The sequence below is a fragment of the Paramagnetospirillum magnetotacticum MS-1 genome, from assembly GCF_000829825.1.
GTDB classification, from domain to species: Bacteria; Pseudomonadota; Alphaproteobacteria; order Rhodospirillales; family Magnetospirillaceae; genus Phaeospirillum; species Phaeospirillum magnetotacticum.
Genome location: NZ_JXSL01000030.1, coordinates 611,226 through 631,709, shown reverse-complemented (window position 1 = coordinate 631,709; position 20,484 = coordinate 611,226). Strand labels below are relative to the sequence as shown.

19 protein-coding genes are annotated in these 20,484 nt (G+C 66.2%); 13 read left to right on the top strand and 6 right to left on the bottom strand.

Annotated elements, in window-relative coordinates; all coding sequences use genetic code 11:
* Nucleotides 1–3: 3 nt before the first annotated feature.
* The 6 genes from CCC_RS15540 to CCC_RS15515 all read left to right on the top strand — a co-directional run bounded on the left by CCC_RS15540 (nucleotide 4) and on the right by CCC_RS15515 (nucleotide 7,690).
* Nucleotides 4–996: an AAA family ATPase gene (locus CCC_RS15540; protein ID WP_009870519.1), complete on the top strand. Its 993-nt coding sequence runs from the start codon at nucleotides 4–6 to the stop codon at nucleotides 994–996.
* Nucleotides 993–4,457, top strand: coding sequence for a double-strand break repair helicase AddA (gene addA, locus CCC_RS15535; RefSeq protein ID WP_009870518.1), 3,465 nt, complete (start codon nucleotides 993–995; stop codon nucleotides 4,455–4,457). Before CCC_RS15540 ends, addA begins: the two co-directional genes overlap by 4 nt.
* Before the next feature lie 74 nt (nucleotides 4,458–4,531).
* Nucleotides 4,532–5,233, top strand: coding sequence for a prolipoprotein diacylglyceryl transferase (locus CCC_RS15530; protein WP_041042022.1), 702 nt, complete (start codon nucleotides 4,532–4,534; stop codon nucleotides 5,231–5,233).
* A complete protein-coding gene (locus CCC_RS15525; RefSeq protein WP_009870516.1) occupies nucleotides 5,220–6,590 on the top strand; it encodes a radical SAM protein in 1,371 nt (456 codons plus the stop codon). The genes CCC_RS15530 and CCC_RS15525 overlap by 14 nt, the downstream gene beginning before the upstream one ends.
* On the top strand, nucleotides 6,583–7,047 hold the full coding sequence (locus CCC_RS15520) for a hypothetical protein (protein WP_152619788.1): 465 nt from the start codon (nucleotides 6,583–6,585) through the stop codon (nucleotides 7,045–7,047). Before CCC_RS15525 ends, CCC_RS15520 begins: the two co-directional genes overlap by 8 nt.
* A gap of 34 nt (nucleotides 7,048–7,081) precedes the next feature.
* The gene (locus CCC_RS15515) at nucleotides 7,082–7,690 is read left to right on the top strand and encodes a TetR/AcrR family transcriptional regulator (protein WP_009870514.1); all 609 of its coding nucleotides are present in this window, start codon (nucleotides 7,082–7,084) and stop codon (nucleotides 7,688–7,690) included.
* Here CCC_RS15515 and rbfA read toward each other — a convergent pair.
* From rbfA to CCC_RS15485, 6 genes are all read right to left on the bottom strand, one after another.
* Entirely contained in the window at nucleotides 7,687–8,115 is a 429-nt protein-coding gene (rbfA, locus tag CCC_RS15510) for a 30S ribosome-binding factor RbfA (protein WP_009870513.1), read from the bottom strand. The genes CCC_RS15515 and rbfA overlap by 4 nt on opposite strands.
* A gap of 36 nt (nucleotides 8,116–8,151) precedes the next feature.
* The gene (gene infB, locus CCC_RS15505) at nucleotides 8,152–10,746 is read right to left on the bottom strand and encodes a translation initiation factor IF-2 (protein ID WP_041042020.1); all 2,595 of its coding nucleotides are present in this window, start codon (nucleotides 10,744–10,746) and stop codon (nucleotides 8,152–8,154) included.
* Nucleotides 10,747–10,773: 27 nt separating this feature from the next.
* On the bottom strand, nucleotides 10,774–11,370 hold the full coding sequence (locus CCC_RS15500; RefSeq protein ID WP_009870510.1) for an RNA-binding protein: 597 nt from the start codon (nucleotides 11,368–11,370) through the stop codon (nucleotides 10,774–10,776).
* 107 nt (nucleotides 11,371–11,477) lie between these two features.
* On the bottom strand, nucleotides 11,478–12,986 hold the full coding sequence (gene nusA / locus CCC_RS15495) for a transcription termination factor NusA (protein WP_009870509.1): 1,509 nt from the start codon (nucleotides 12,984–12,986) through the stop codon (nucleotides 11,478–11,480).
* 15 nt (nucleotides 12,987–13,001) lie between these two features.
* Nucleotides 13,002–13,499: a ribosome maturation factor RimP gene (gene rimP / locus CCC_RS15490; RefSeq protein WP_009870508.1), complete on the bottom strand. Its 498-nt coding sequence runs from the start codon at nucleotides 13,497–13,499 to the stop codon at nucleotides 13,002–13,004.
* A gap of 158 nt (nucleotides 13,500–13,657) precedes the next feature.
* A complete protein-coding gene (locus tag CCC_RS15485) occupies nucleotides 13,658–14,872 on the bottom strand; it encodes a 6-phosphofructokinase (protein ID WP_009870507.1) in 1,215 nt (404 codons plus the stop codon).
* A gap of 98 nt (nucleotides 14,873–14,970) precedes the next feature.
* On the opposite strand from CCC_RS15485, the gene CCC_RS15480 reads away from it, so the two are divergent.
* From CCC_RS15480 to CCC_RS15450, 7 genes are all read left to right on the top strand, one after another.
* The gene (locus tag CCC_RS15480) at nucleotides 14,971–15,183 is read left to right on the top strand and encodes a DUF1289 domain-containing protein (RefSeq protein WP_041042018.1); all 213 of its coding nucleotides are present in this window, start codon (nucleotides 14,971–14,973) and stop codon (nucleotides 15,181–15,183) included.
* A gap of 143 nt (nucleotides 15,184–15,326) precedes the next feature.
* The gene (gene rplU / locus CCC_RS15475; protein WP_009870505.1) at nucleotides 15,327–15,629 is read left to right on the top strand and encodes a 50S ribosomal protein L21; all 303 of its coding nucleotides are present in this window, start codon (nucleotides 15,327–15,329) and stop codon (nucleotides 15,627–15,629) included.
* Between the two features lie 31 nt (nucleotides 15,630–15,660).
* Entirely contained in the window at nucleotides 15,661–15,930 is a 270-nt protein-coding gene (gene rpmA, locus CCC_RS15470) for a 50S ribosomal protein L27 (RefSeq protein WP_009870504.1), read from the top strand.
* A 192-nt stretch (nucleotides 15,931–16,122) separates the two neighbouring features.
* Nucleotides 16,123–17,358, top strand: a complete 1,236-nt coding sequence (gene obgE / locus CCC_RS15465) for a GTPase ObgE (RefSeq protein WP_009870503.1) — start codon at nucleotides 16,123–16,125, stop codon at nucleotides 17,356–17,358.
* The gene (proB, locus tag CCC_RS15460) at nucleotides 17,355–18,467 is read left to right on the top strand and encodes a glutamate 5-kinase (RefSeq protein WP_009870502.1); all 1,113 of its coding nucleotides are present in this window, start codon (nucleotides 17,355–17,357) and stop codon (nucleotides 18,465–18,467) included. Before obgE ends, proB begins: the two co-directional genes overlap by 4 nt.
* Before the next feature lies 1 nt (nucleotide 18,468).
* The gene (locus tag CCC_RS15455) at nucleotides 18,469–19,179 is read left to right on the top strand and encodes an N-acetylmuramoyl-L-alanine amidase (RefSeq protein WP_009870501.1); all 711 of its coding nucleotides are present in this window, start codon (nucleotides 18,469–18,471) and stop codon (nucleotides 19,177–19,179) included.
* Nucleotides 19,180–19,196: 17 nt separating this feature from the next.
* Nucleotides 19,197–20,468, top strand: coding sequence for a glutamate-5-semialdehyde dehydrogenase (locus CCC_RS15450; protein WP_009870500.1), 1,272 nt, complete (start codon nucleotides 19,197–19,199; stop codon nucleotides 20,466–20,468).
* Nucleotides 20,469–20,484: the final 16 nt, after the last annotated feature.

The following is a 20,484-nucleotide window of genomic DNA, read 5'->3' as shown; positions in this document are numbered from 1 at the left end:
TCCATGACACCGCACCCCAGTTCCGCCGCCCCGCAGGACGAGATCAGCAGCCTCGAATCCCGTCTGGGCGAGGCCCGCGCCGCCATCGGCCGCGTCATCTTCGGGCAGGACCAAGTCATCGATCAGAGTCTTATCACGCTGCTGGCGGGGGGTCACGCCCTGTTGATCGGCCTGCCCGGCCTGGCCAAGACCCGGCTGGTGCACACGCTGGGCATCGTTCTCGGCCTGGATGACAAGCGGGTGCAGTTCACCCCCGATCTGATGCCCGCCGACATCCTGGGCTCGGAAGTGCTGGAGGAAAGCGCTGGCGGCGGCCGCGCCTTCCGCTTCATCAAGGGGCCGGTTTTTTGCCAGTTGCTGATGGCCGACGAGATCAACCGCGCGGGCCCTCGCACCCAGTCGGCCTTGCTGCAGGCCATGCAGGAGCATCACGTCAGCGTGGCGGGCAGCCGTCAGGACCTGCCCCGGCCCTTCCACGTCCTGGCCACCCAGAATCCGCTGGAGCAGGAGGGCACCTATCCTCTGCCCGAGGCCCAGCTGGACCGCTTTCTCATGCAAATCGACGTGGGCTATCCCGATTTCGACGCCGAACGCCGCATGCTGATCGACACAACCGGCGCCCTGGCGGCCGAGCCGGTCCGGGTCATGGGGGCCGACGACCTGCTGGCCGCCCAGGCCCTGGTGCGGCGCATTCCGGTGGGAGACGCGGTGGTCGATGCCATCCTCACCCTGGTGCGGCAGGGCCGCCCGGAAAGCACGTCGCTGGATCTGGTCCGCCGGGCAGTGGCCTGGGGGCCGGGGCCGCGCGCCGCCCAGGCGCTGATGCTGGCGACCCGGGCCCGTGCCTTGTTGCAAGGCCGCCTGTCGCCTTCGGTGGATGACATCCGCGCCCTGGCCGCCCCGGTGCTGCGCCACCGCATGGCGCTGGGCTTTGCCGCCCGCGCCGACGGCATCACCCTGGCTCAGGTGATCGAGGCCCTGGAAGGCACCCTATGACGGAAGTCTCGGCGCTCTCCCAGGACGCCGATCGGCGGCAGCGCCGCGCCGCCGACCCCACGGCCAGCGTCTGGGTGGCGGCCAGCGCCGGGACCGGCAAGACCAAGGTGCTGACCGACCGGGTGCTGACCCTGCTGCTGGCCGGGACGCCGCCCCACAAGATTCTCTGCCTGACCTTCACCAAGGCCGCCGCCGCCGAGATGTCCAATCGCATCGCCGGGCGGCTGGGCCAATGGGCCACGGCGCGGGATCAGGATCTGGCCGGTGATCTCGAACGCCTGCTGGGCCGTCCGCCCGCCGTGGGCGAGATGATCGGAGCGCGGCGTCTGTTCGCCAGCCTGCTGGATGCGCCCGGCGGCATGCATATGGAGACCATCCACGCCTTCTGCCAGTCGCTGCTGCGGCGTTTTCCCCTGGAAGCGGGCATCGCGCCCCATTTCCAGGTGATGGATGACCGCGATGCGGGCGAATTGCTGGAATCCGCCAAGCTGGAGGTTCTGTCCCACGCCCGCATGGGCGACGGTGCCTTGGGGCGCGCCCTGGCCCTGGTGACGGCCCGCGTGCACGAGACCGCCTTTCCCGATCTGATGGGCGAACTGACCGCCGAACGTGGGCGGTTGGAGCGGCTTTTGGACCGCCATGGCGGGGTGGAGGGGGCCTTGTCGGCGCTGCGCGCCCGGCTGGGTCTGGAGGCGGGAGATTCGCCCGTCTCCCTGCTGGCCTGGGCGGTGGACGAGGCCCATTTCGATGCCCCGGCCTTGCGCGCCGCCGTCGAGGCCATGCTGGGCGGCAGCGACAGCGATGCCAAGCGCGCGGCCGACATGGCGCGGTTCCTGGCTGAACCCGAGCGGCGGGCCGATCTGTTCGAGGAGTGGTGCGCGGTGTTCATCACCGACAAGGGCACCATCCGCAAGACCCTGGCCACCAAGGCCGTGTACAAGGCCCTGCCCACGGCGGAACCAGTCCTGGCGGCAGAGGCCGAGCGCCTGCTGAGGCTGACGGAAAAGCTCAAGGCCGCCCGCATCCTCGAAGCCACCCAGGCGCTGCTGACGCTCGGCGGTGCCCTGTTGCAGTCCTATCGCCGCGCCAAGTCCATCCGCGCCCTGATGGATTACGACGACCTGATCCTCGGCGCCCGTGACCTGCTGGCCCAGCCCGGCGTGGCGCCCTGGGTGCTGTACAAGCTGGATGGCGGCATCGACCATGTCCTCATCGACGAGGCACAGGACACCAATCCCGATCAATGGGCGGTGGTCGAGAAACTGACCGAGGAATTCTTCGCCGGACGCGGCGCGCGCGAAAGCTTGCGCACCGTCTTCGCCGTGGGCGACGCCAAGCAGTCCATCTATTCATTCCAGCGCGCCGATCCGCGCGAATTCGAGCGCATGCGCCAGGCCTTCGCCGCCCATGTGCCCGCCGCGGGCGGCAAGTGGGATGTGGTGGACCTCAATCTGTCCTTCCGCTCGGCGCCATCGGTGCTGGACGCGGTCAATGCCGTCTTCGCCCCCGGTCAGCCGGGGCGCGACGGGGTGGCGGGTGATGAGGACATCACCCATCTGCCCCATCGCGGCGGTCAGGCCGGAAGGGTGGAGGTGTGGCCAGCCGTCGAACCCCGTCCCACCGACGAGCCGCCCGCCTGGAAGCCGCCGGTGGAGCGCATCAGAGGCGATTCGCCCCGCACCCGGCTGGCCCGGCTGGTGGCGTCGCGCATCCGCGCCATGATCGACGGCGAGATGCTGGAGTCCAAGGCCCGCCCGGTGCGGGCCGGTGACGTGCTGGTCCTGGTGCGCCGCCGGGGCGGCTTCGTCGAGGATCTGGTGCGCGAACTGAAAAGCCGCAAGGTGGAGGTGGCGGGCGCCGACCGCATGGTGCTGACCGAGCAGATGGCGGTCATGGATCTGATGGCGCTGGGCAATTTTCTGCTGCTGCCCGAAGACGACCTGACGCTGGCCACCGTGCTGAAAGGGCCGCTGGTGGGGCTCACCGAGGAGCAGCTGTTCACCCTGGCCCATCATCGCGGCGAGGATGTGGGGCTGTGGGAGGCCTTGCGCCGGGGCGTCGCCCATGAGGGCGGCGTTTTCGAGATGGCCTTTCGCCAGCTTTCTCAGTTGCTGGCCCAGGCCGACCATGTCTCGCCCCATACGCTTTACGCGCGGGTGCTGGGGCCGCTGGGCGGGCGGCGGAACCTGCTGGCCAGGCTGGGGTTGGAGGCCGAGGATGCCATCGACGAGTTCATGTCGCTGACGCTGGCCTTCGAACGCGCCCATCCGCCTTCGCTGCAAGGCTTCCTCCACTGGCTGGAGGCCGGTGCGCTGGAGATCAAGCGCGACCTGGAGCAAGGGGGGCGTGACGCGGTGCGCATCATGACCGTGCACGGGTCCAAGGGCCTGCAGGCACCCATCGTCTTCCTGCCCGACACCATGCAGGTGCCGACCCGCTCGCCCCGGCTGTTATGGCTGGGCGAGGGCGAGGAGGAGCTGCCCGCCTGGCCGCCGCGCGCCGAGGATATGGACGCGGTCTGCCGCCGGGGCGCGGAGGCGCGCAAGCTGTCGCGGGAAAGGGAATATCGCCGCCTGCTCTATGTGGCCATGACGCGGGCCGAGGACCGGCTGATCCTGTGCGGCTGGCGGGGCCTGAAGGCGGCGCCCGAGACTTGCTGGCACGCCCTGGTCCAAGGCGCCCTGGCCGCCACCGCCGCGGAATTCGACGACCCCTTCCTGGTCCAAGCGGGGGAGACCGCCGAAGCGCCGGTTCTGGTCCTGGCCAATGCCCAGACCGCGCCCGCCGAGACGGGTTCCGCCGCCGGGCCGGGCGAAAGGCCCGCCGCCGCTCTGCCCGACTGGGCTTCACTTTCGGCCGAGCCCGAGCCGGTGCCGCCCCGGCCGCTGGCGCCGTCGCGGCCCGAAGGCGACGAGCCCACCGTGCGTTCGCCACTCGCCGAGGCCGACGGCAAGCCGCGCTGGCAGCGGGGCAAGCTCATTCACCGGCTGTTGCAGACCGTCCCCGAACTGCCGGGGCCCGAACGCTCGCGCGCCATGCTGCGCTTCCTGGGCCGCCCGGCCTGGGGGCTGGAGACCGCCGAGCAACTGGCCATCGCCAATGAAGTCTCGGACATTCTCGACCATCCGGGGCTGGCCGGGCTGTTCGGTCCCGGATCCAAGGCCGAGGTGCCGCTGGTGGGACGCATCGGCGACCGGGTGGTCTCGGGCCGGGTCGACCGTCTGGTGGTCAGCGAGTCCGAAGTGGTGGTGGCCGATTACAAGACCAATCGCCGCCCGCCCGCCACGCCCGACGAGGTGCCTGATCTCTATGTCCGCCAGATGGCCGCCTATCGTCTGGCCCTGGCCTGCATCTATCCCCATCACCGGATACGCTGCGTTCTGGTGTGGACCGACGGCCCTCGCCTCACCGAGATCACCTCGGCCCGCCTGGACGATGCCCTGGCTGGACTGGTGGAATAAAAACGGACGGGCTTCCTCCTTTTCCGTGAATCCGGCTATGATCCGGCCAGGACGCAGGCTGGTTCGGGGGACGCTTGCCTATTCATACGGTGTTCGATCTGCTGGCCTGGGGCGGCGGCGGCCTTCTGGGGCTGGCGGTGCGGCGGTGCTGGCTGGCCGGGGCGGCCACACCCGATCCCATCCGTCACCCCTGGTGGTACGCCTCGGCCATCCTGGGCGCGGTGGCGGGCGCGGTGGCTTTGGGCACTCTCAACATCCATCTGGCAGGATTGCCCGGCATGGGAAAGAGCGTGGTCGGCGCCCTGGCCGGAGCCATCGCCGCCGTCGAGGCGTACAAGCATTTCACCGGTCTGAGCGGTTCCACCGGTCTTGGCGTGGTGGCGCCGCTGGCCTTCGGCATCGCCGTCGGGCGGATCGGCTGTCTGCTGTCGGGGCTGGAGGATTTCACCTATGGCACGCCCACCGCCCTGCCCTGGGGCATGGATTTCGGCGACGGGATTGCCCGGCACCCGGTGCAGCTTTACGAAAGTCTGGCCATGGCCGCCTTTCTGGTCTGGTTTCTGGCGGCGCTGGCGCTTGGGCACGAGATGCCTCGGCGCCATGGTTTCGCCCTGTTGGTGGCCGTCTATGCTGGGCAGCGCTTCTGCTGGGAATTCCTCAAGCCCTATCCGGACGTGATCGGGCCGTTCAACCTGTTTCATCTTACCTGCCTGGGGCTGCTGGCCTATGGACTGGTGATGATCCGCCGCCGAAGGGACCGCCATGCCCACGCCTAGGCCCTGGCTCTATCTGGGCACCACCCATGCCCTGTGCGAGGACTGTCTGGCGCTGATTCCGGCCAAGGTGGTGGCCGAGGACGGCTGCGTCTGGCACCTCAAACGCTGTCCCGCCCACGGGCCTCAGCGCACCATGATCTCCAGCGATTACGCCTATTGGCGCGAAGCCCGCGACTTCATCAAGCCGGGCGACCTGCCCGCCCACTTCCACACCCAGGTGGACAAGGGCTGTCCCCATGATTGCGGATTGTGTCCCGACCACGAGCAGCATTCCTGTCTGGCCCTGGTGGAGGTCACCGATTCCTGCGGCCTGGACTGCCCCACCTGCTTCGCCCAGTCGCGGCCCGGGCGCGGCCATCGCAGCCTGGCTGAGGTCGAGGCGATGCTCGACGCGGTGGTGCGAAGCGAGGGCGGCAGCCCGGACATCGTCCAGATTTCCGGGGGCGAGCCCGCCGATCATCCCCAGATCCTGGAGATTCTGCGGGCGGCCAAGGCGCGCCCCATCCGCCATGTGATGCTCAACACCAACGGCGTGCGTCTGGCCCGCGACCCGGACTTTGCCACCGCCCTGGCCGGGCTGGGTCCGGGTTTCGAGGTCTATCTGCAATGGGATAGCCTGGAGCCCGAGGCGCTCAGCGTTCTGCGGGGCGCCGATCTTCGCGAGGTGCGTAAGGGGGCTTTGGCGGCGCTCGATCGCCACGGCATCTCCACCACCCTGGTCTGCGTCATGGCCAAGGGAGTCAATGACGGGGAGGTTGGGGCGATCATCGACCATGCCCTGGCTGTGGCTTGCGTGCGCGGCGTCAGCTTCCAGCCCCTGCAAGACGCCGGGCGCAGCCCCGGTCTGGGCAAGGACAGCCGCATGCTGCCCTCGGATATCCGCCGGGCCATCATCGAGCAGTCCAACGGCCTGTTCGGCCCGGCCGATCTGGTGCCGCTGCCTTGCAATCCGGAAAGCATCACCATCGCCTATGCCCTGCGCCACGGGAACCGGGCGACGGCGGTAACCGGGCTGGTGCCCAGAGATCTGCTGCTGTCGGCGGTGCCCAACGCGCTCACCTTCGACGCGGTGCCGGGCCTCAAGGACAGCCTGATGCGGCTGTTGTCCATGTCCTGCGCGGGGGAGGATACCGCCGTCCAGATGGGCAAGCTGCTGTGCTGTTTGCCCGGAATCCAGGCCCCGGCATCCTTGACCTATGACAAGGTCTTTCGCCTGTCCATCGTCCAGTTCCTCGACCGCTACAGCTTCTGCCTGGGTCAGGTCAAACGCGCCTGCGTCCATGTGGCCCAGCCCGACGGCAAGATGATTCCCATCGACACCTTCAACCTGTTCCACCGGAGTAATAACCATGACTGAGCCACGACGACGGCTTCCGGTCGGAGCGATCGCCGCCGGTATTGTGACCTTGCTCGGCATCGTGGTTCTTGCCGGTTCGGGACTGTGCGTGATGATGGACCCGGTTGGCTGGATCGGCCTTGCCGCCGCCGGAGTGATCCTGGTCTTAGGCCGGGGCATTTCCGAGTATTACCGCAAGAAATTGGCGGATGATTCCGCCGCTACCGCTCGGCCCTCGCCCATGGCCTATTGGACGGCAGTCACCCTGGCCGGTTCCGGCTGGCTGACGGTGGTGACCGCAGTCTACGACTTCGTCGATTCCGTCCTTATGTCCAAGAATTTCGAGCGCCGTTTGGCCGACATGGACTATGTGCTTCCGCTCCTGGCCACGCTGTTGATGGGAATCGGCTTGATTCGGCTGGGCGGATGGCTGTCGCGCCGGTCCGGGGCTAAGCCAAATTCCCCTTCCCAAAACTGAACTGATTGGTTTAGTTTTGGGCCGTGGAGGAGCCATGACCATGACCCGGACCCGGTCCAAACCCTCGGCCAAGCGCGAGGCCATCCTGGATGCCGCCCAACGGCTGTTCCTGGTGGAGGGCTATGCCGCCACCAGCATGGATGCGGTGGCCGCCGGGGCGGAAGTTTCCAAGGCGACCATCTACGCCCATTTCGAGGGCAAGGATCAGCTGTTTGCCGCCATCATGCACCGCCGTTGCGAGGCATCCTTCGCCTTTGCGTCGCCGGACGAAAGTTTCGACGCGGAGCGCACGTTCACGACGTATGCGGAACGGCTGCTGGGTCTGCTGATGACGCCCGACGCCATGGCCCTTTACCGGGTGGTGGTGGCCGAATCGGCGCGGACCCCCGAACTGGCCCAGGCCTTCTACGAGACCGGACCCATCCGGGGCAAGGCGGCCATCGCCGCCTCGGTCGCCTGCCTTCAGGCACGAGGTGAACTGGCCACCGACATCGATCCCCTGGTGATCGCCGATCAGTTCATCGGCATGCTGCGGGCCGAAACCTATCATCGCGCCTTGCTGGGCCTGCCCGAAGGACGCTCTGTGGCAAAGACCATAGCCGCGGCCGTTCAGACCCTGATGCGGGCCTACGGCAAGCGCTAAAGCCCGTCATCCCCATCGGAGGCGAACTCATCCTCGGCGGCGGGGTGGTCGATGTCGCGACGCACTTCCGGCGAATTGAGAATGGAATCGATTCGGGATGCGGTATCGAAGGTAGTGTCTTCCTGGAACCACAGATCGGGCACGGCGCGCAATTCGACCATGCGCGAGATTTCGTGGCGCAGGAAGGCCTTGGCGCGCTTCAGGCCCGCCAGGATGGGGGCCACGTCGCCACCGCCCAGCGGCACCACGAAGACCGTGGCGTTGCGCAGGTCAGGACTGACCCGGACTTCGGTAACGGTGATGGCGCGGCCCAGAAGGTCGGGGTCGCGGAACTCGCCCCGCTCGATCACCATGGCGATGGCGTGGCGCAGTTCCTCGCCGACGCGAAGCTGGCGCTGGGACGGTGGCTTGGCACCCCGGCTCATGGCAATGACTCCGCCGCGAGAGGCACGGTCACCCCGTTACAGGGTGACCGCGATCTCCTCGATCTCGAAGCATTCGATGACGTCGCCGACCCGGATGTCTTCGTAATTGGTGAAGGACATGCCGCACTCGTAACCCTCGCGGACGTCCTTGACGTCGTCCTTGAAGCGCTTGAGCTGGCCCAGATCGCCGGTGTGGATGACCACGTTGTCGCGCAGCAGGCGCACCTTGGCGCCGCGCTTGACGGTGCCTTCGGTGATCATGCAGCCCGCCACCTTGCCGACCTTGGTGATGTTGAACACCTCGCGGATGGAAGCGTAGCCCAGGAAGCGCTCGCGCAGTTCCGGCGCCAACATGCCCGACAGCATCTTCTTCAGATCGTCGGTGACGTCGTAGATGATGGAGTAGTAGCGGATGTCCACGCCGTCGCGGCGCGCCATGTCGCGGGCCTGGGGATTGGCGCGGACATTGAAGCCGATCAGCAGGCCGTTGGAGGCCTTGGCCAGCGTGATATCCGACTCGTTGATGGCGCCCACGGCGGCATGCAGGATGCGCACCCGGACGTTTTCGTTGCCCATCTTTTCCAAGGTGGACGAGATGGCCTCGATGGAGCCCTGCACGTCGCCCTTGATGACCACGGGCAGTTCCTGGGCCTCGCCCGACTTGATGGCCGAGAACATCTGTTCCAGGGTGCCGCGCTGAACCAGCTTGGCCTTGGCCTCGCGATCCATGCGGCTCCGATAGCCGGCGATTTCACGGGCGCGGCCTTCGTCATCGACGGTGACGAAGTCGTCACCGGCGGCAGGCGTGCCCTGCAGGCCGAGAACCTCGACCGGGGTGGAGGGACCGGCTTCCTTGATGGAATTGCCATGATCGTCCACCAGGGCGCGGACCCGGCCCCATTCGGCGCCAGCCACGAAGACGTCGCCGACCTTGATGGTGCCCTTTTGCACCAGGACGGTGGCCACCGAGCCCCGGCCCTTTTCCATCTTGGCCTCGACCACCACGCCTTGGGCGGCGCGGTCGGGATTGGCCTTGAGGTCGAGGATTTCGGCCTGGAGCAGAATGGCCTCTTCCAGCTTTTCCAGGTTCAGGCGCTTCTTGGCGGACACTTCGATGGCCAGGACGTCGCCGCCCAGTTCCTCGGTGACCAGCTCGTGCTGCAGCAGTTCCTGGCGGACCTTCTCGGTATTGGCGCCCGGCTTGTCGATCTTGTTGATGGCGACGATGATCGGCACGCCAGCGGCCTTGGCATGGCGGATGGCTTCCACCGTCTGGGGCATGATGCCGTCATCGGCGGCCACCACCAGAACCACGATATCGGTCACCTTGGCGCCGCGGGCGCGCATGGCGGTGAAGGCTTCATGGCCGGGGGTGTCGATGAAGGTGATCTTGTCGCCCGAGCTCATGGTCACCTGATAGGCGCCGATATGCTGGGTGATGCCGCCCGCTTCGCCCGACACCACGTCGGTGGCGCGCAAGGCGTCCAGCAGCGAGGTTTTGCCGTGATCGACGTGACCCATGACGGTGACCACCGGCGGACGGGAGAACAGCACCTCGTCGGTGTCGACCTCGCCCTCCAGGCCGACCAGGACGTCGGCTTCGGACACGCGCTTCATGTTATGGCCGAATTCGGTCACCACCAGTTCGGCGGTATCGGCATCGATATTCTGGTTGATGGTGGCCATCACGCCCAGGCGCATCAGGCACTTGATCACGTCGGCGCCACGCACGGCCATACGGTTGGCCAGCTCCTGCACCGTGATGCTTTCGGGCACGATCACCTCGCGGATGACCTTTTCCGAACCCTTCTGCATGTGCTTGAGGCGCTCGCGTTCGCGCGCACGCTTGACGGCGGCCAGCGACCGGCCGCGTTCCGAGCGGTCGTCGTCGGTCAGCGCGTCGGTGATGGTCAGCTTGCCGGTGCGGCGACGCGGTTCGGTGCGCTTGACCGGGGCGGGCTTGTGGGCGGCGGCGCGCTTCTTGGCGCGCTCCTCCTCTTCTTCCTCTTCCTCGGTGCGGGCGCGCGGCGCGGCTGCCGTGGCGTCGGCCACCGGAGCGGCGGGCGCGGCTACGGGCTTGGGCTGGGCCGGGGCTGCTGCGACGGGGGCGGCGACAGCCGGAGCGGGCGGGGCGGGGGCCTCTTCTTCCGGCTCGGGCTGAGGCTCGGCGGCGCGCTGGCTCGCCTCTTCCTCGGCGAGACGCTGGGCCTCTTCCTCGGCGGCGCGGATGGCCTCGTCCTCGATGGCGCGGCGCACGGCCTCTTCCTCGGCGCGGGCGCGGACCTCTTCCTGATGATGGAGAGCGTCCTGCAGCGCCTTGGCGCGGGCGGCCTTCTCGTTATTGGTCAGATCATGGGCGCTGGCGGCGCGGGTGGCGGCTTCCACCTTGGCCACGGCGGCGGCGAGATCGGCCTCGGCGGCGGAATGGGCGCCTTCCTTGATCTCGTGCATGGCGCCACCGGCGCTGGTGAAGGTGCGCTTCTTGCGAACCTCGACCGTCACCACCTTGGACCGGCCATGGGAGAAGCTTTGGCGGACCTGTCCGGTCTCGACGGTCTTCTTCAGCTCCAGCTTGCCCGGCTGGGTCAGCTTCAGCGGGGCCTTACGGTCTTGATCCTGGGAATCGCTCATGTACGACTTCGTCTCTTCTGCAAAAAATCATCCACGGAAACCGGCAAGCAACGCCGCGCCATCCTTGAGACGCTGCGCCAGCCTGCCCGGAAGCACGCAGACATGAACGGCCGCATCGCGGCCAAAAACGGCGCCCAACTCGGCCCCGTCGAAAAGCTCGATCACCGGCACACCGGGTGCCATCGCCTGGACCTTGGCGCGCCCGTCGCGGGCGGCGTCCCTGGCCCCTAATACCAAGGCGGCGCGGCGGGATTTAATCTCGGCGCTCACCTTTTCGAACCCACAGACCGCCTGACCGGCGCGGCGCGCCAGACCCAGGATATCCAGGCAACGGCGCGCCAGAAGCGCTTCCATCCGGTCGGCCAGATCTTCCGATACCACCACCGGACGGCGGGCCGCCCGGGCGAAAGACCGCTTGGCCACGGCCGTATTTACCACATCCCGGCTGGCGCTCAACCAGATTCCCCGACCGGGCAACTCATGGCCGGGGTCCGGAAACAGCGTACCATCAGGGGCCACGGCGAACCGCAGCAATTCCGACTTGGGCCGGACCTGACCGGTGACGACGCACCGGCGCTCGGGTCCGACCTCTTCTTCTTCTTCCAAATCAGGGGTATCGGCCACGCCGTCCCCCTCTTACTTACCGTCCTCGAACCAATGAGCCAGCGGCTTCGCCGCCATACCGATACGATAGTGCCCATTGGTTCGGAGACGGCTGGTGCCAAAACGCATTACTTTTCCTCGAACCAATGAGCACGGGCCGCCATGATGACCGCGTTGGCCTCGTCCTCGCTCATGGCATCCTTGCCCAGGATGTCGAGCAGTTCGTCACCGGCCAGATCGCCCAGGTCGTCCAGGGTCTTGATGCCCTTGTCGCCCAGCTTGACCAGCATGGACGGAGCCAGCCCCTCGATGGCGGCCATCTCGTCGGCGACGCCCATGTCCTTGCGCATCTGGTCGTAGCGCTCGTCCTGCTCGGCCAGGAAGTTGCGCGCACGGGTCTGAAGCTCCTCGGCGACGTTCTCGTCAAAGCCCTCGATATCGGCGATATCCTCGCTGGGGACGTAGGCCACCTCTTCGACGGAGGAGAAGCCCTCGGTCACCAGCAGATGGGCAATGACGTCGTCCACGTCCAGGGCCTGGATGAACATATTGGAGCGCGAGCGGAATTCCTCGGTGCGGCGCTCGGATTCCTCGGCCTCGGTGAGGATGTCGATATTCCACTGGGTCAGCTGGCTGGCCAGACGCACATTCTGGCCGCGCCGCCCGATGGCGAGCGACAGCTGGTCGTCGGGAACCACCACCTCGATGCGGCCGGCTTCCTCGTCCAGCACCACCTTGGTGACCTCGGCGGGAGCCAGGCCGTTCACCACGAAGGTGGCGACGTCGGGCGACCACTGGATGATGTCGATCTTCTCGCCCTGCAGCTCGGCCACCACCGCCTGAACACGGCTCCCTCGCATGCCGACGCAGGCGCCGACGGGATCGATGGAGGAATCGTGGGACTGCACGGCGATCTTGGCGCGCGAGCCGGGATCACGGGCCACAGCCTTGATCTCGATGATGCCGTCATAGATCTCCGGCACTTCCTGGGCGAACAGCTTGGCCATGAAGATGGGATGGGTGCGCGACAGGAAGATCTGCGGGCCACGCGGCTCCTGGCGGACGTCGTAGATATAAGCGCGCACGCGGTCGCCAGTGCGGAAAGTCTCGCGCGGGATCAACTCGTCGCGGCGCAGCAGCGCCTCGGCCCGACCCAGATCGACGATGACATTGCCGAACTCGACGCGCTTGACCAGACCGTTGCTGATCTCGCCGACGCGGTCCTTGTATTCGTTGAACTGGCGCTGACGCTCGGCGTCGCGGACCTTCTGGACGATGACCTGCTTGGCGGTTTGCGCTGCGATGCGGCCAAAATCGATGGGCGGCAGCGGATCGACCAGGAAGTCGCCGACCTGGGCGTCCGGCTTCTTCTTCAGCACCTGCTTCAAGGTCTGCTGGGTGGCTTCGTTTTCCACCTCCTCGACCACTTCGATATAGCGGGCAAGCTGAATTTCGCCGGTCTTGCGGTCGATATGGGCGCGAATATCGTGCTCGTGGCCATATTTGGAGCGACCGGCCTTCTGAATGGCCTGCTCCATGGCTTCGAGAACCTCGTCGCGGTCGATGCCTTTATCGCGGGCGACGGCGTCTGCCACCTGAAGAAGTTCGGGGCGGGGAAGTGCGGCGATCCGTTCCATGGTCCTAATTCGTCCTCACTCTTCCTGATCTTTAACGGTCGCGGCGATCAGTTCGTCGGTCAGCACCAGCTTGGCGCCACGAACATCGGCCAGCGGAATGGAAACCTCTCCGGTCTCGACGGCCAGGCGCACATGGGCGCCCGTCTCATCCAGACCCAGCAGCTTGCCCCGGAACCGCTTGCGCCCGTCGATGGGCTGGCACGATTCCATCTTGGCTTCGAACCCCGCCCAAGCGGCGAAGTCCTTGGCCCGGGTCAGCGGACGATCGATGCCGGGCGAACTGACCTCCAATGTGTAGGCCGCCGAAATGGGGTCCTCCACATCGAGCAAGGCAGACACCGAACGGCTGATATCGGCACAATCATCCACGGCCATCATCACGCCGTCCTTGCGGTCCGCCATGATCTGAAGCGTGAGCCTCTGCTTTCCCTGCAGCTGCACCCGCACCAGCTCGTACCCCATGGCGTCCAGTGACGGCGCGATCAGGGCCTCCAAACGGCTTTGAAGATCCATAACCCTGTCGCCTTGCGACCTTAACGTTGGTCCCTAAAAACGAAAAAAGTGGGCCACTGGCCCACCCTCACAATCCCGTCTGACGGGAATACAAGAATGTGTCTTGGCGTCAATATAGCCAAATCGGCGCTTGAGGCAAGAAGCTTGTGGCATCCGCCCTACTTCTTCAGGATCCTCGGCACCGAATTGAGGCGCAGCCGGAAGGCGTCGGGCATGCCCGATCCCAAGAGCGGCCGCAGATACATGCGGAAGGAATCGGTGACATCCGTGCCGGATTCGGCGATGAAGTGATCCTCCATCACCCTGGTCTTGCCAGCGACCGCCGCCAGCGGCAGCAACTTGTAATCCACCGAGTAAAAACCGGTGCGCTGGATGGTCACCGAGCCGTCCTGATCGCCCCACATGGCGAACTGCACCGCCTTTTCCCCCACTTCGCGGGCCTCGCGCTGGTCGACATCGGAAACGCAGCCGATGAACGAGCGCTGGAGATAGCCGAACGTGTCGCCTCTGACCCGTTTGATGCCCAGCTTGCCCTTGATCTCCTCGCACAAAAGGTCTGACAGCGCCCCGGTCCCAGAAAGCTGGATATTGCCGTGGGCGTCTTTTTCCGTGGCTTTGGACAGTTTGGTGATGATCGGCGCTCCGTCCTCGTCGTGAATGCCTTCCGACAGGGCCACCACGCAGCGACCGTATTTGTCATAGGTGGCCTTCACGTCGGTGAGGAAGCTGTCCACCCGAAAGGTTCGCTCGGGGATATAGATAAGGTGGGGGCCGTCTTCAGGAAACTTCTTGCCCAGGGCCGAGGCCGCCGTCAGGAACCCGGCATGGCGCCCCATCACAACGGCGAGATAGATGCCGCGCAGCGCCGCATTGTCCAGATTGACCCCCATGAAGGCCTGGGCCACGAAGCGGGCCGCCGAGGGAAAGCCCGGCGTGTGGTCGTTTAGGACCAGATCATTGTCGATGGTCTTTGGGATATGGATGCAGCGCAGTGGATAGCCCGCCTTGCGCGCCTCTTCCGAGACGATGCGCACCGTGTCCGAGGAATCGTTGCCGCCGATATAGAAGAAATAGGCGATGCCGTGCGCCTTTAAGACCTCGAAGATCTCGTGACAGTATTTGAGGTCCGGCTTGTCGCGCGTCGAGCCCAGGCCCGATGAGGGAGTCTGCGCCACCATTTCCAGGTTGTGGCTGGTCTCCTGGGTCAGGTCGAGGAAATCCTCGTTGACGATGCCCCGCACCCCGTGATGGGCGCCGTAGACCAGATCCACATTGCGGAATTTCCGCGATTCGAGGACCGCGCCGACCATGGATTGATTGATCACCGCCGTCGGGCCGCCGCCCTGGGCCACCAGAACCTTGCCATGCAGCATGGAACCCTCCCTTTTGGTGCGAAATCAGGATAGCCCCTTTTTGCGGCCTCGCCAGCGACCAATATGAGGGGGAGATACCCGCCTCGAAAGGATAGGCCTTGCCCGCGCCAACGCTTCAGATCTTCAATTCGCCCTGCAAATCCGTCTGTCGTATGGACGACAGGTTCGGCTGGTGCGTGGGCTGTCGCCGGACGCGGGCCGAGATCAAGGCCTGGTCGACGGCCACGGACGGCGAGAAGATGGCCATTCTGGCCCGCCTGCCCGAGCGCGCCGCCGCCGAGACCCGGCTGCTGTCCGAGGGCGGTTCCTAGCAATCGGAATCGCTTAGCCGGGGTTCTTGCGAATCTGATTCAGATAGCCGTTGACTCTGCCCTGGGGGTGAGTATATTTCGGCCCTCTCGCGCTAGGCCCAAACCTTGCGCGCCACTATTTCTTTTGCTCAGGTAGAATCGTCATGTTCGCAGTCATTCAGACCGGCGGTAAGCAGTACAAGGTCGCTTCTGGCGACGTGATCCGCGTCGAGAAGCTGGCCGGTGAGGCCGGTTCGGAAGTCGTGCTCGATCAGGTGCTGATGGTCGGCGAAAAGATCGGCGCTCCCGTCGTGTCGGGTGCCAGCGTGAAGGCCACCGTGGTGGCCCAGGCCCGTGGCGAGAAGATCATCGTCTTCAAGAAGCGCCGCCGCCAGAATTCGCGCCGCAAGAACGGCCACCGCCAGGACCTGACGATCCTGCGCATCACCGATATCTCCGCCGGCTGATTGCCCGAGCGGATACCAGGAGACTAGGACAATGGCTCATAAAAAGGCTGGCGGTTCGTCCCGCAACGGTCGCGACTCCGCGGGTCAGCGGCTCGGCGTCAAGAAGTTCGGTGGCGAGCTGGTCATTCCCGGCAACATCATCGTGCGTCAGCGCGGCACCAAGTTCTACCCCGGCACCAATGTGGGCATGGGCAAGGATCACACCTTGTTCGCCACCGCCATGGGCAAGGTGAGCTTCAAGCACAAGGCCGAGGGCCGCACCTTCGTGGTGGTGGAGCCCCTGCCGGAGGCCGCCGAATAAGGCCGTTCCCGGACGCTTGCGTTTTTAAGAAAGGGGAACGGTTCGCCGTTCCCCTTTTGCTTTATATCCGCCCGATCCTGGGCACTACGAGCGAGCCGCAGGCGAGCGCGGGCGCATTGAGCGCCCCGGAGCGAAGCGGAGGAAAGCCAAGCGCGCGGAGGCGCGCGCCCGGCGTTTGAGGGCGATGAAGCAATGAAGTTCCTCGATCAGGCCAAGATTTTCGTGAAGTCGGGCGACGGCGGCGCCGGGTGCTGCTCGTTTAGGCGCGAAAAGCACATCGAATTCGGCGGGCCTGACGGCGGCGACGGCGGGCGGGGCGGCGACGTCATTTTGGAATGCGTGGCCAATCTCAACACCCTGATCGATTACCGCTATCAACAGCATTTCAAGGCCAAGATCGGCAATCACGGCCAGGGCCGCAACAAGACCGGTGGTAAGGGCGACGATGTGGTGCTCAAGGTTCCCGTGGGCACCCAGGTTCTGGACGAGGACAAGGAGACCGTGCTGGCCGATCTGACTGCGGCCGGGCAGACCATGGTGCTGATGCGGGGCGGCGACGGCGGTTTCGGCAATATGCATTACAAGTCATCGACCAATCAGGCGCCCAGGCGCGCCGACGAAGGCTGGCCGGGCGAGGAGCGCTGGATATGGCTGCGCCTCAAGATGATCGCCGATGCCGGTCTGGTGGGGCTGCCCAATGCGGGCAAGTCCACCTTCCTGGCCGCCGTGACCAGAGCGCGGCCCAAGATCGCCGACTATCCCTTCACCACGCTGCATCCCAATCTGGGCGTGGTCACCTTGGGCGAGGAAGAATTCGTCATCGCCGATATTCCCGGCCTGATCGAGGGCGCCCATGAGGGTGCGGGCATCGGCGACCGCTTTCTCGGCCATATCGAACGCTGCCGCGTCCTGCTGCATCTGATCGACGGCACCGAGGACGACGTGGCCGAGGCCTACCGCGTGGTGCGTCACGAACTGGCCGCCTATGGCGGCGGGTTGGACGAGAAGCCGGAAGTGGTGGCGCTGAATAAGTGCGATTCGCTCACCGCCGACGACATCGAGCTGAAGCTGATGGAACTGACCGAGGCCTGCGGCCAGGAGGTTCTGCCCCTGTCCGGCGTCTCGGGCGTGGGCTTGAAGCCCATTCTGGCCCGCCTCTTCGTCCATATCAAAGAGGCCCGCGAAGAAGAGCCCGAAGTGCCCGCCGCCTCGGCCATCTTCGGCGCGGGCAAGCGCGGCGCGCCCACCTTCCAACAGCGTAAGCGCAAGCAGGAAGCCGAGGACGACGAATTCGCGGGCGGCCATTGGGGCGCTGACGGCGAATGGATCTGGCACGATTCCGAGGACGGGGACGACGACGAGGATTACGAGGACGAGGCCCTGGACGACGAAGGGGACGAGGAAGAAGAGGACGACCAAGAGGAATGAACCAACTGGCCGCCGCCAAACGCCTGATCGTCAAGATCGGCTCCTCGCTGCTGGTGGATGAATCCACCGGTCAGGTGAGGCGCGGCTGGCTGGAGACCGTGGCCGCCGACATCGCCGCCTGCAAGGCGCGCGGCCAAGAGGTGATCGTGGTGTCCTCGGGGGCCGTGGCGGTGGGTCGGCGCAAGCTGGGCCTGACCCCGCCCCTCAAATTGGAAGAAAAGCAGGCCGCCGCCGCGACGGGGCAGATCCGGCTGGCCCATGCCTGGCAGGATGCCCTGGCTCATCACTCCATCACCGTGGCCCAGGTGCTCCTCACGCTCGACGATTCCGAGAACAGGCGGCGTTACCTCAATGCGCGCTCGACGCTGGAGACCCTGCTGCGCCTTGGGGCCGTGCCGGTGATCAACGAGAACGACACGGTGGCCACCGCCGAAATCCGGGTCGGCGACAATGACCGGCTGGCGGCGCGCGTGGCCCAGATGGTTTCCGCCGACGCCCTGGTGCTGTTCTCCGATATCGACGGACTCTATACCAATGATCCGCGCAAGGACCCGACGGCCCGTTTCATTCCCGAGGTGCACGAACTGACGCCCGAGATCGAGGCCATGGCGGGCGATCCCGGCTCGGCCTATGGCTCGGGCGGCATGGTCACCAAGCTGGTGGCGGCGCGCATCTGCCTGTCGGCGGGCTGCCGCATGGCCATCACCAGGGGCGAGCCCATGCACCCCTTGAAGACCATGGAAGAGGGGGGGCGCTGCACCTGGTTCCTGCCCAATTCCGAGCCCCGTACGGCGCGCAAGCAGTGGATTTTCGGCTCCATGAAGCCCACCGGCACATTGGTGCTGGACACAGGCGCGGCCCGCGCGCTGGCCCAGGGCCGCTCGCTGCTGCCCGCCGGAATCACCGAAATCGCTGGAAGCTTCGAGCGCGGCGATTGCGTGCTGGTCAAGGACGCGGACGGCAAGGTGCTGGGCCGTGGCCTGGTGGCCTATTCCGCCGAGGACGCCCGCGCCATCATGGGCCGCAAATCGGGCGAGATCGAAGCCATCTTAGGCTTTCGCGGCCGCGACGAACTGATCCACCGCGACGATCTGGTGATGGAGGGATGAGATGCGCCTGTTCTGCCTTCTCCTCCTCGTGCTGCTGCCCCAGCCTGTTCTGGCTGGCTGCCTGATCGCCCTTGATGTCGGCCATTACCAGGAGGCGCCGGGCGAGATCAGCGCGCGCGGCGTGCCGGAACTTGTCTTCAACACGGAACTGGCCCGCCGGGTGGGTTGGGAACTGGACCGGCACGGCATCGCCTGGACCCTGATCAACGGCGAGGGCGATATCGCGGATCTGGCCGAACGCCCCCGCCGCGCCGCCCAAGCCGGTGCCAGCCTGTTCCTCTCCCTGCATCATGATTCGGTGCAAGACATCTATAAGACCGACTGGGTCTGGCAGGGCGTGACGCGGGCTCATTCCGAGGTGTTTTCCGGCTTCGGACTGTTCGTCTCGGCGGCCAATCCTCGGCTGGAGGAAAGCCTGCGCGTGGCCCAGGGGATCGCCGACAGTCTGCTGGTGCAAGGTCTTGCGCCCAGCCTGCACCATGGCCTGCCGGTCGATGGCGAGAACCGGCCCCTTTTGGATTCGGCGCGCGGCATCTATCGCTTCGACGGTCTGGCGGTCCTACGCCAAGCGGTCATGCCCGCCGTGCTGATCGAGGCGGGAATCATCGTCAACCGGGACGATGAAGTCCTGATCGCCTCCGAGCCCTACCGCGCCGCCTTCGCCCGCGCTATCACGGCGGCCGCGGCCGCCCATTGCCAAGGCCTGAACTGATTGAGTACCGTGAGGACATGATGAGCAGCACCGATCTCGACGCCGTGATGACCGAATTGGGCGAACGCGCCCGCGCCGCGTCCCGCATTCTTGCCTTGACCCCGTCGGCGGCCAAGGACAAGGCGCTGCGCGCCGCGGCCCAGGCCATCCGCATCGACGCCAAGCTGATCCTGGCGGCCAATGCCCAGGATATGGAGGCGGGTACGGCCAAGGGTCTCTCGGCCTCCATGCTCGACCGCTTGATGCTCAATTCGGCGCGCATCGAGGCCATGGCCAAGGGGTTGGAGGATATCGCCCGGCTGCCCGATCCGGTGGGCCGCTCCCTGGCGGAATGGACCCGGCCCAACGGCATCCATATTTCGCGCGTCGCCGTGCCCTTGGGGGTGATCGGCATCATCTATGAGAGCCGCCCCAACGTCACCGCCGACGCCGCCGCCCTTTGCCTGAAATCGGGCAACGCCACCATTTTGCGCGGCGGCTCGGAAAGCTTTCACTCGTCCCAGGCCATCCTGAGGGCGCTGAAGGGCGGCTTCACCGCCTGCGGCCTGCCCGCCGATGCGGTACAGATGGTGCCCACCACCGACCGGGAAGCGGTGGGAGTCATGCTGCGCTTGTCCGACTATATCGACGTCATCGTGCCCAGGGGCGGCAAGTCGCTGGTGGAACGCGTGGTGGCCGAAAGCCGCATTCCCCTGTTCCAGCATCTGGAAGGCATCTGCCACACCTATGTGGACGGCTCCGCCGATCTGGAGATGGCCAAGGCCGTGGTTCTCAACGCCAAGATGCGCCGCACCGGCATCTGTGGCGCCACCGAGACGCTGCTGGTGGACGCGGCCTGCGCCAAGACACACCTCGCGCCCCTGGTCGCCATGCTGATCGATGCGGGCTGCGAGGTGAGGGGCGATCAACAGGCGATGCAGGCCGATGGCCGGGTGCTGCCCGCCGCCGAGGCCGACTGGAGCACCGAATATCTGGACGCCATCATCTCGGTCAAAGTGGTGGATGGAGTCAAAGCGGCGGTGGACCACATCAACACCTATGGCTCGCACCACACCGAGGCGATCCTCGCCGAGGATGCGGGCGCCGCCGAGGCCTTCCTCAACGGCTGCGATTCGGCCATCGTCTTGTGGAACGCCTCGACCCAGTTCGCCGATGGCGGCGAATTCGGCATGGGCGCCGAGATCGGCATCTCGACCGGCAAGATGCATGCGCGCGGCCCCGTGGGCGTCGAGCAGCTCTGCACCTTCAAATATGTGGTGCGGGGCAGCGGCCAGGTCCGGCCTGGGTGAGGTCTTTCCAGGGAAC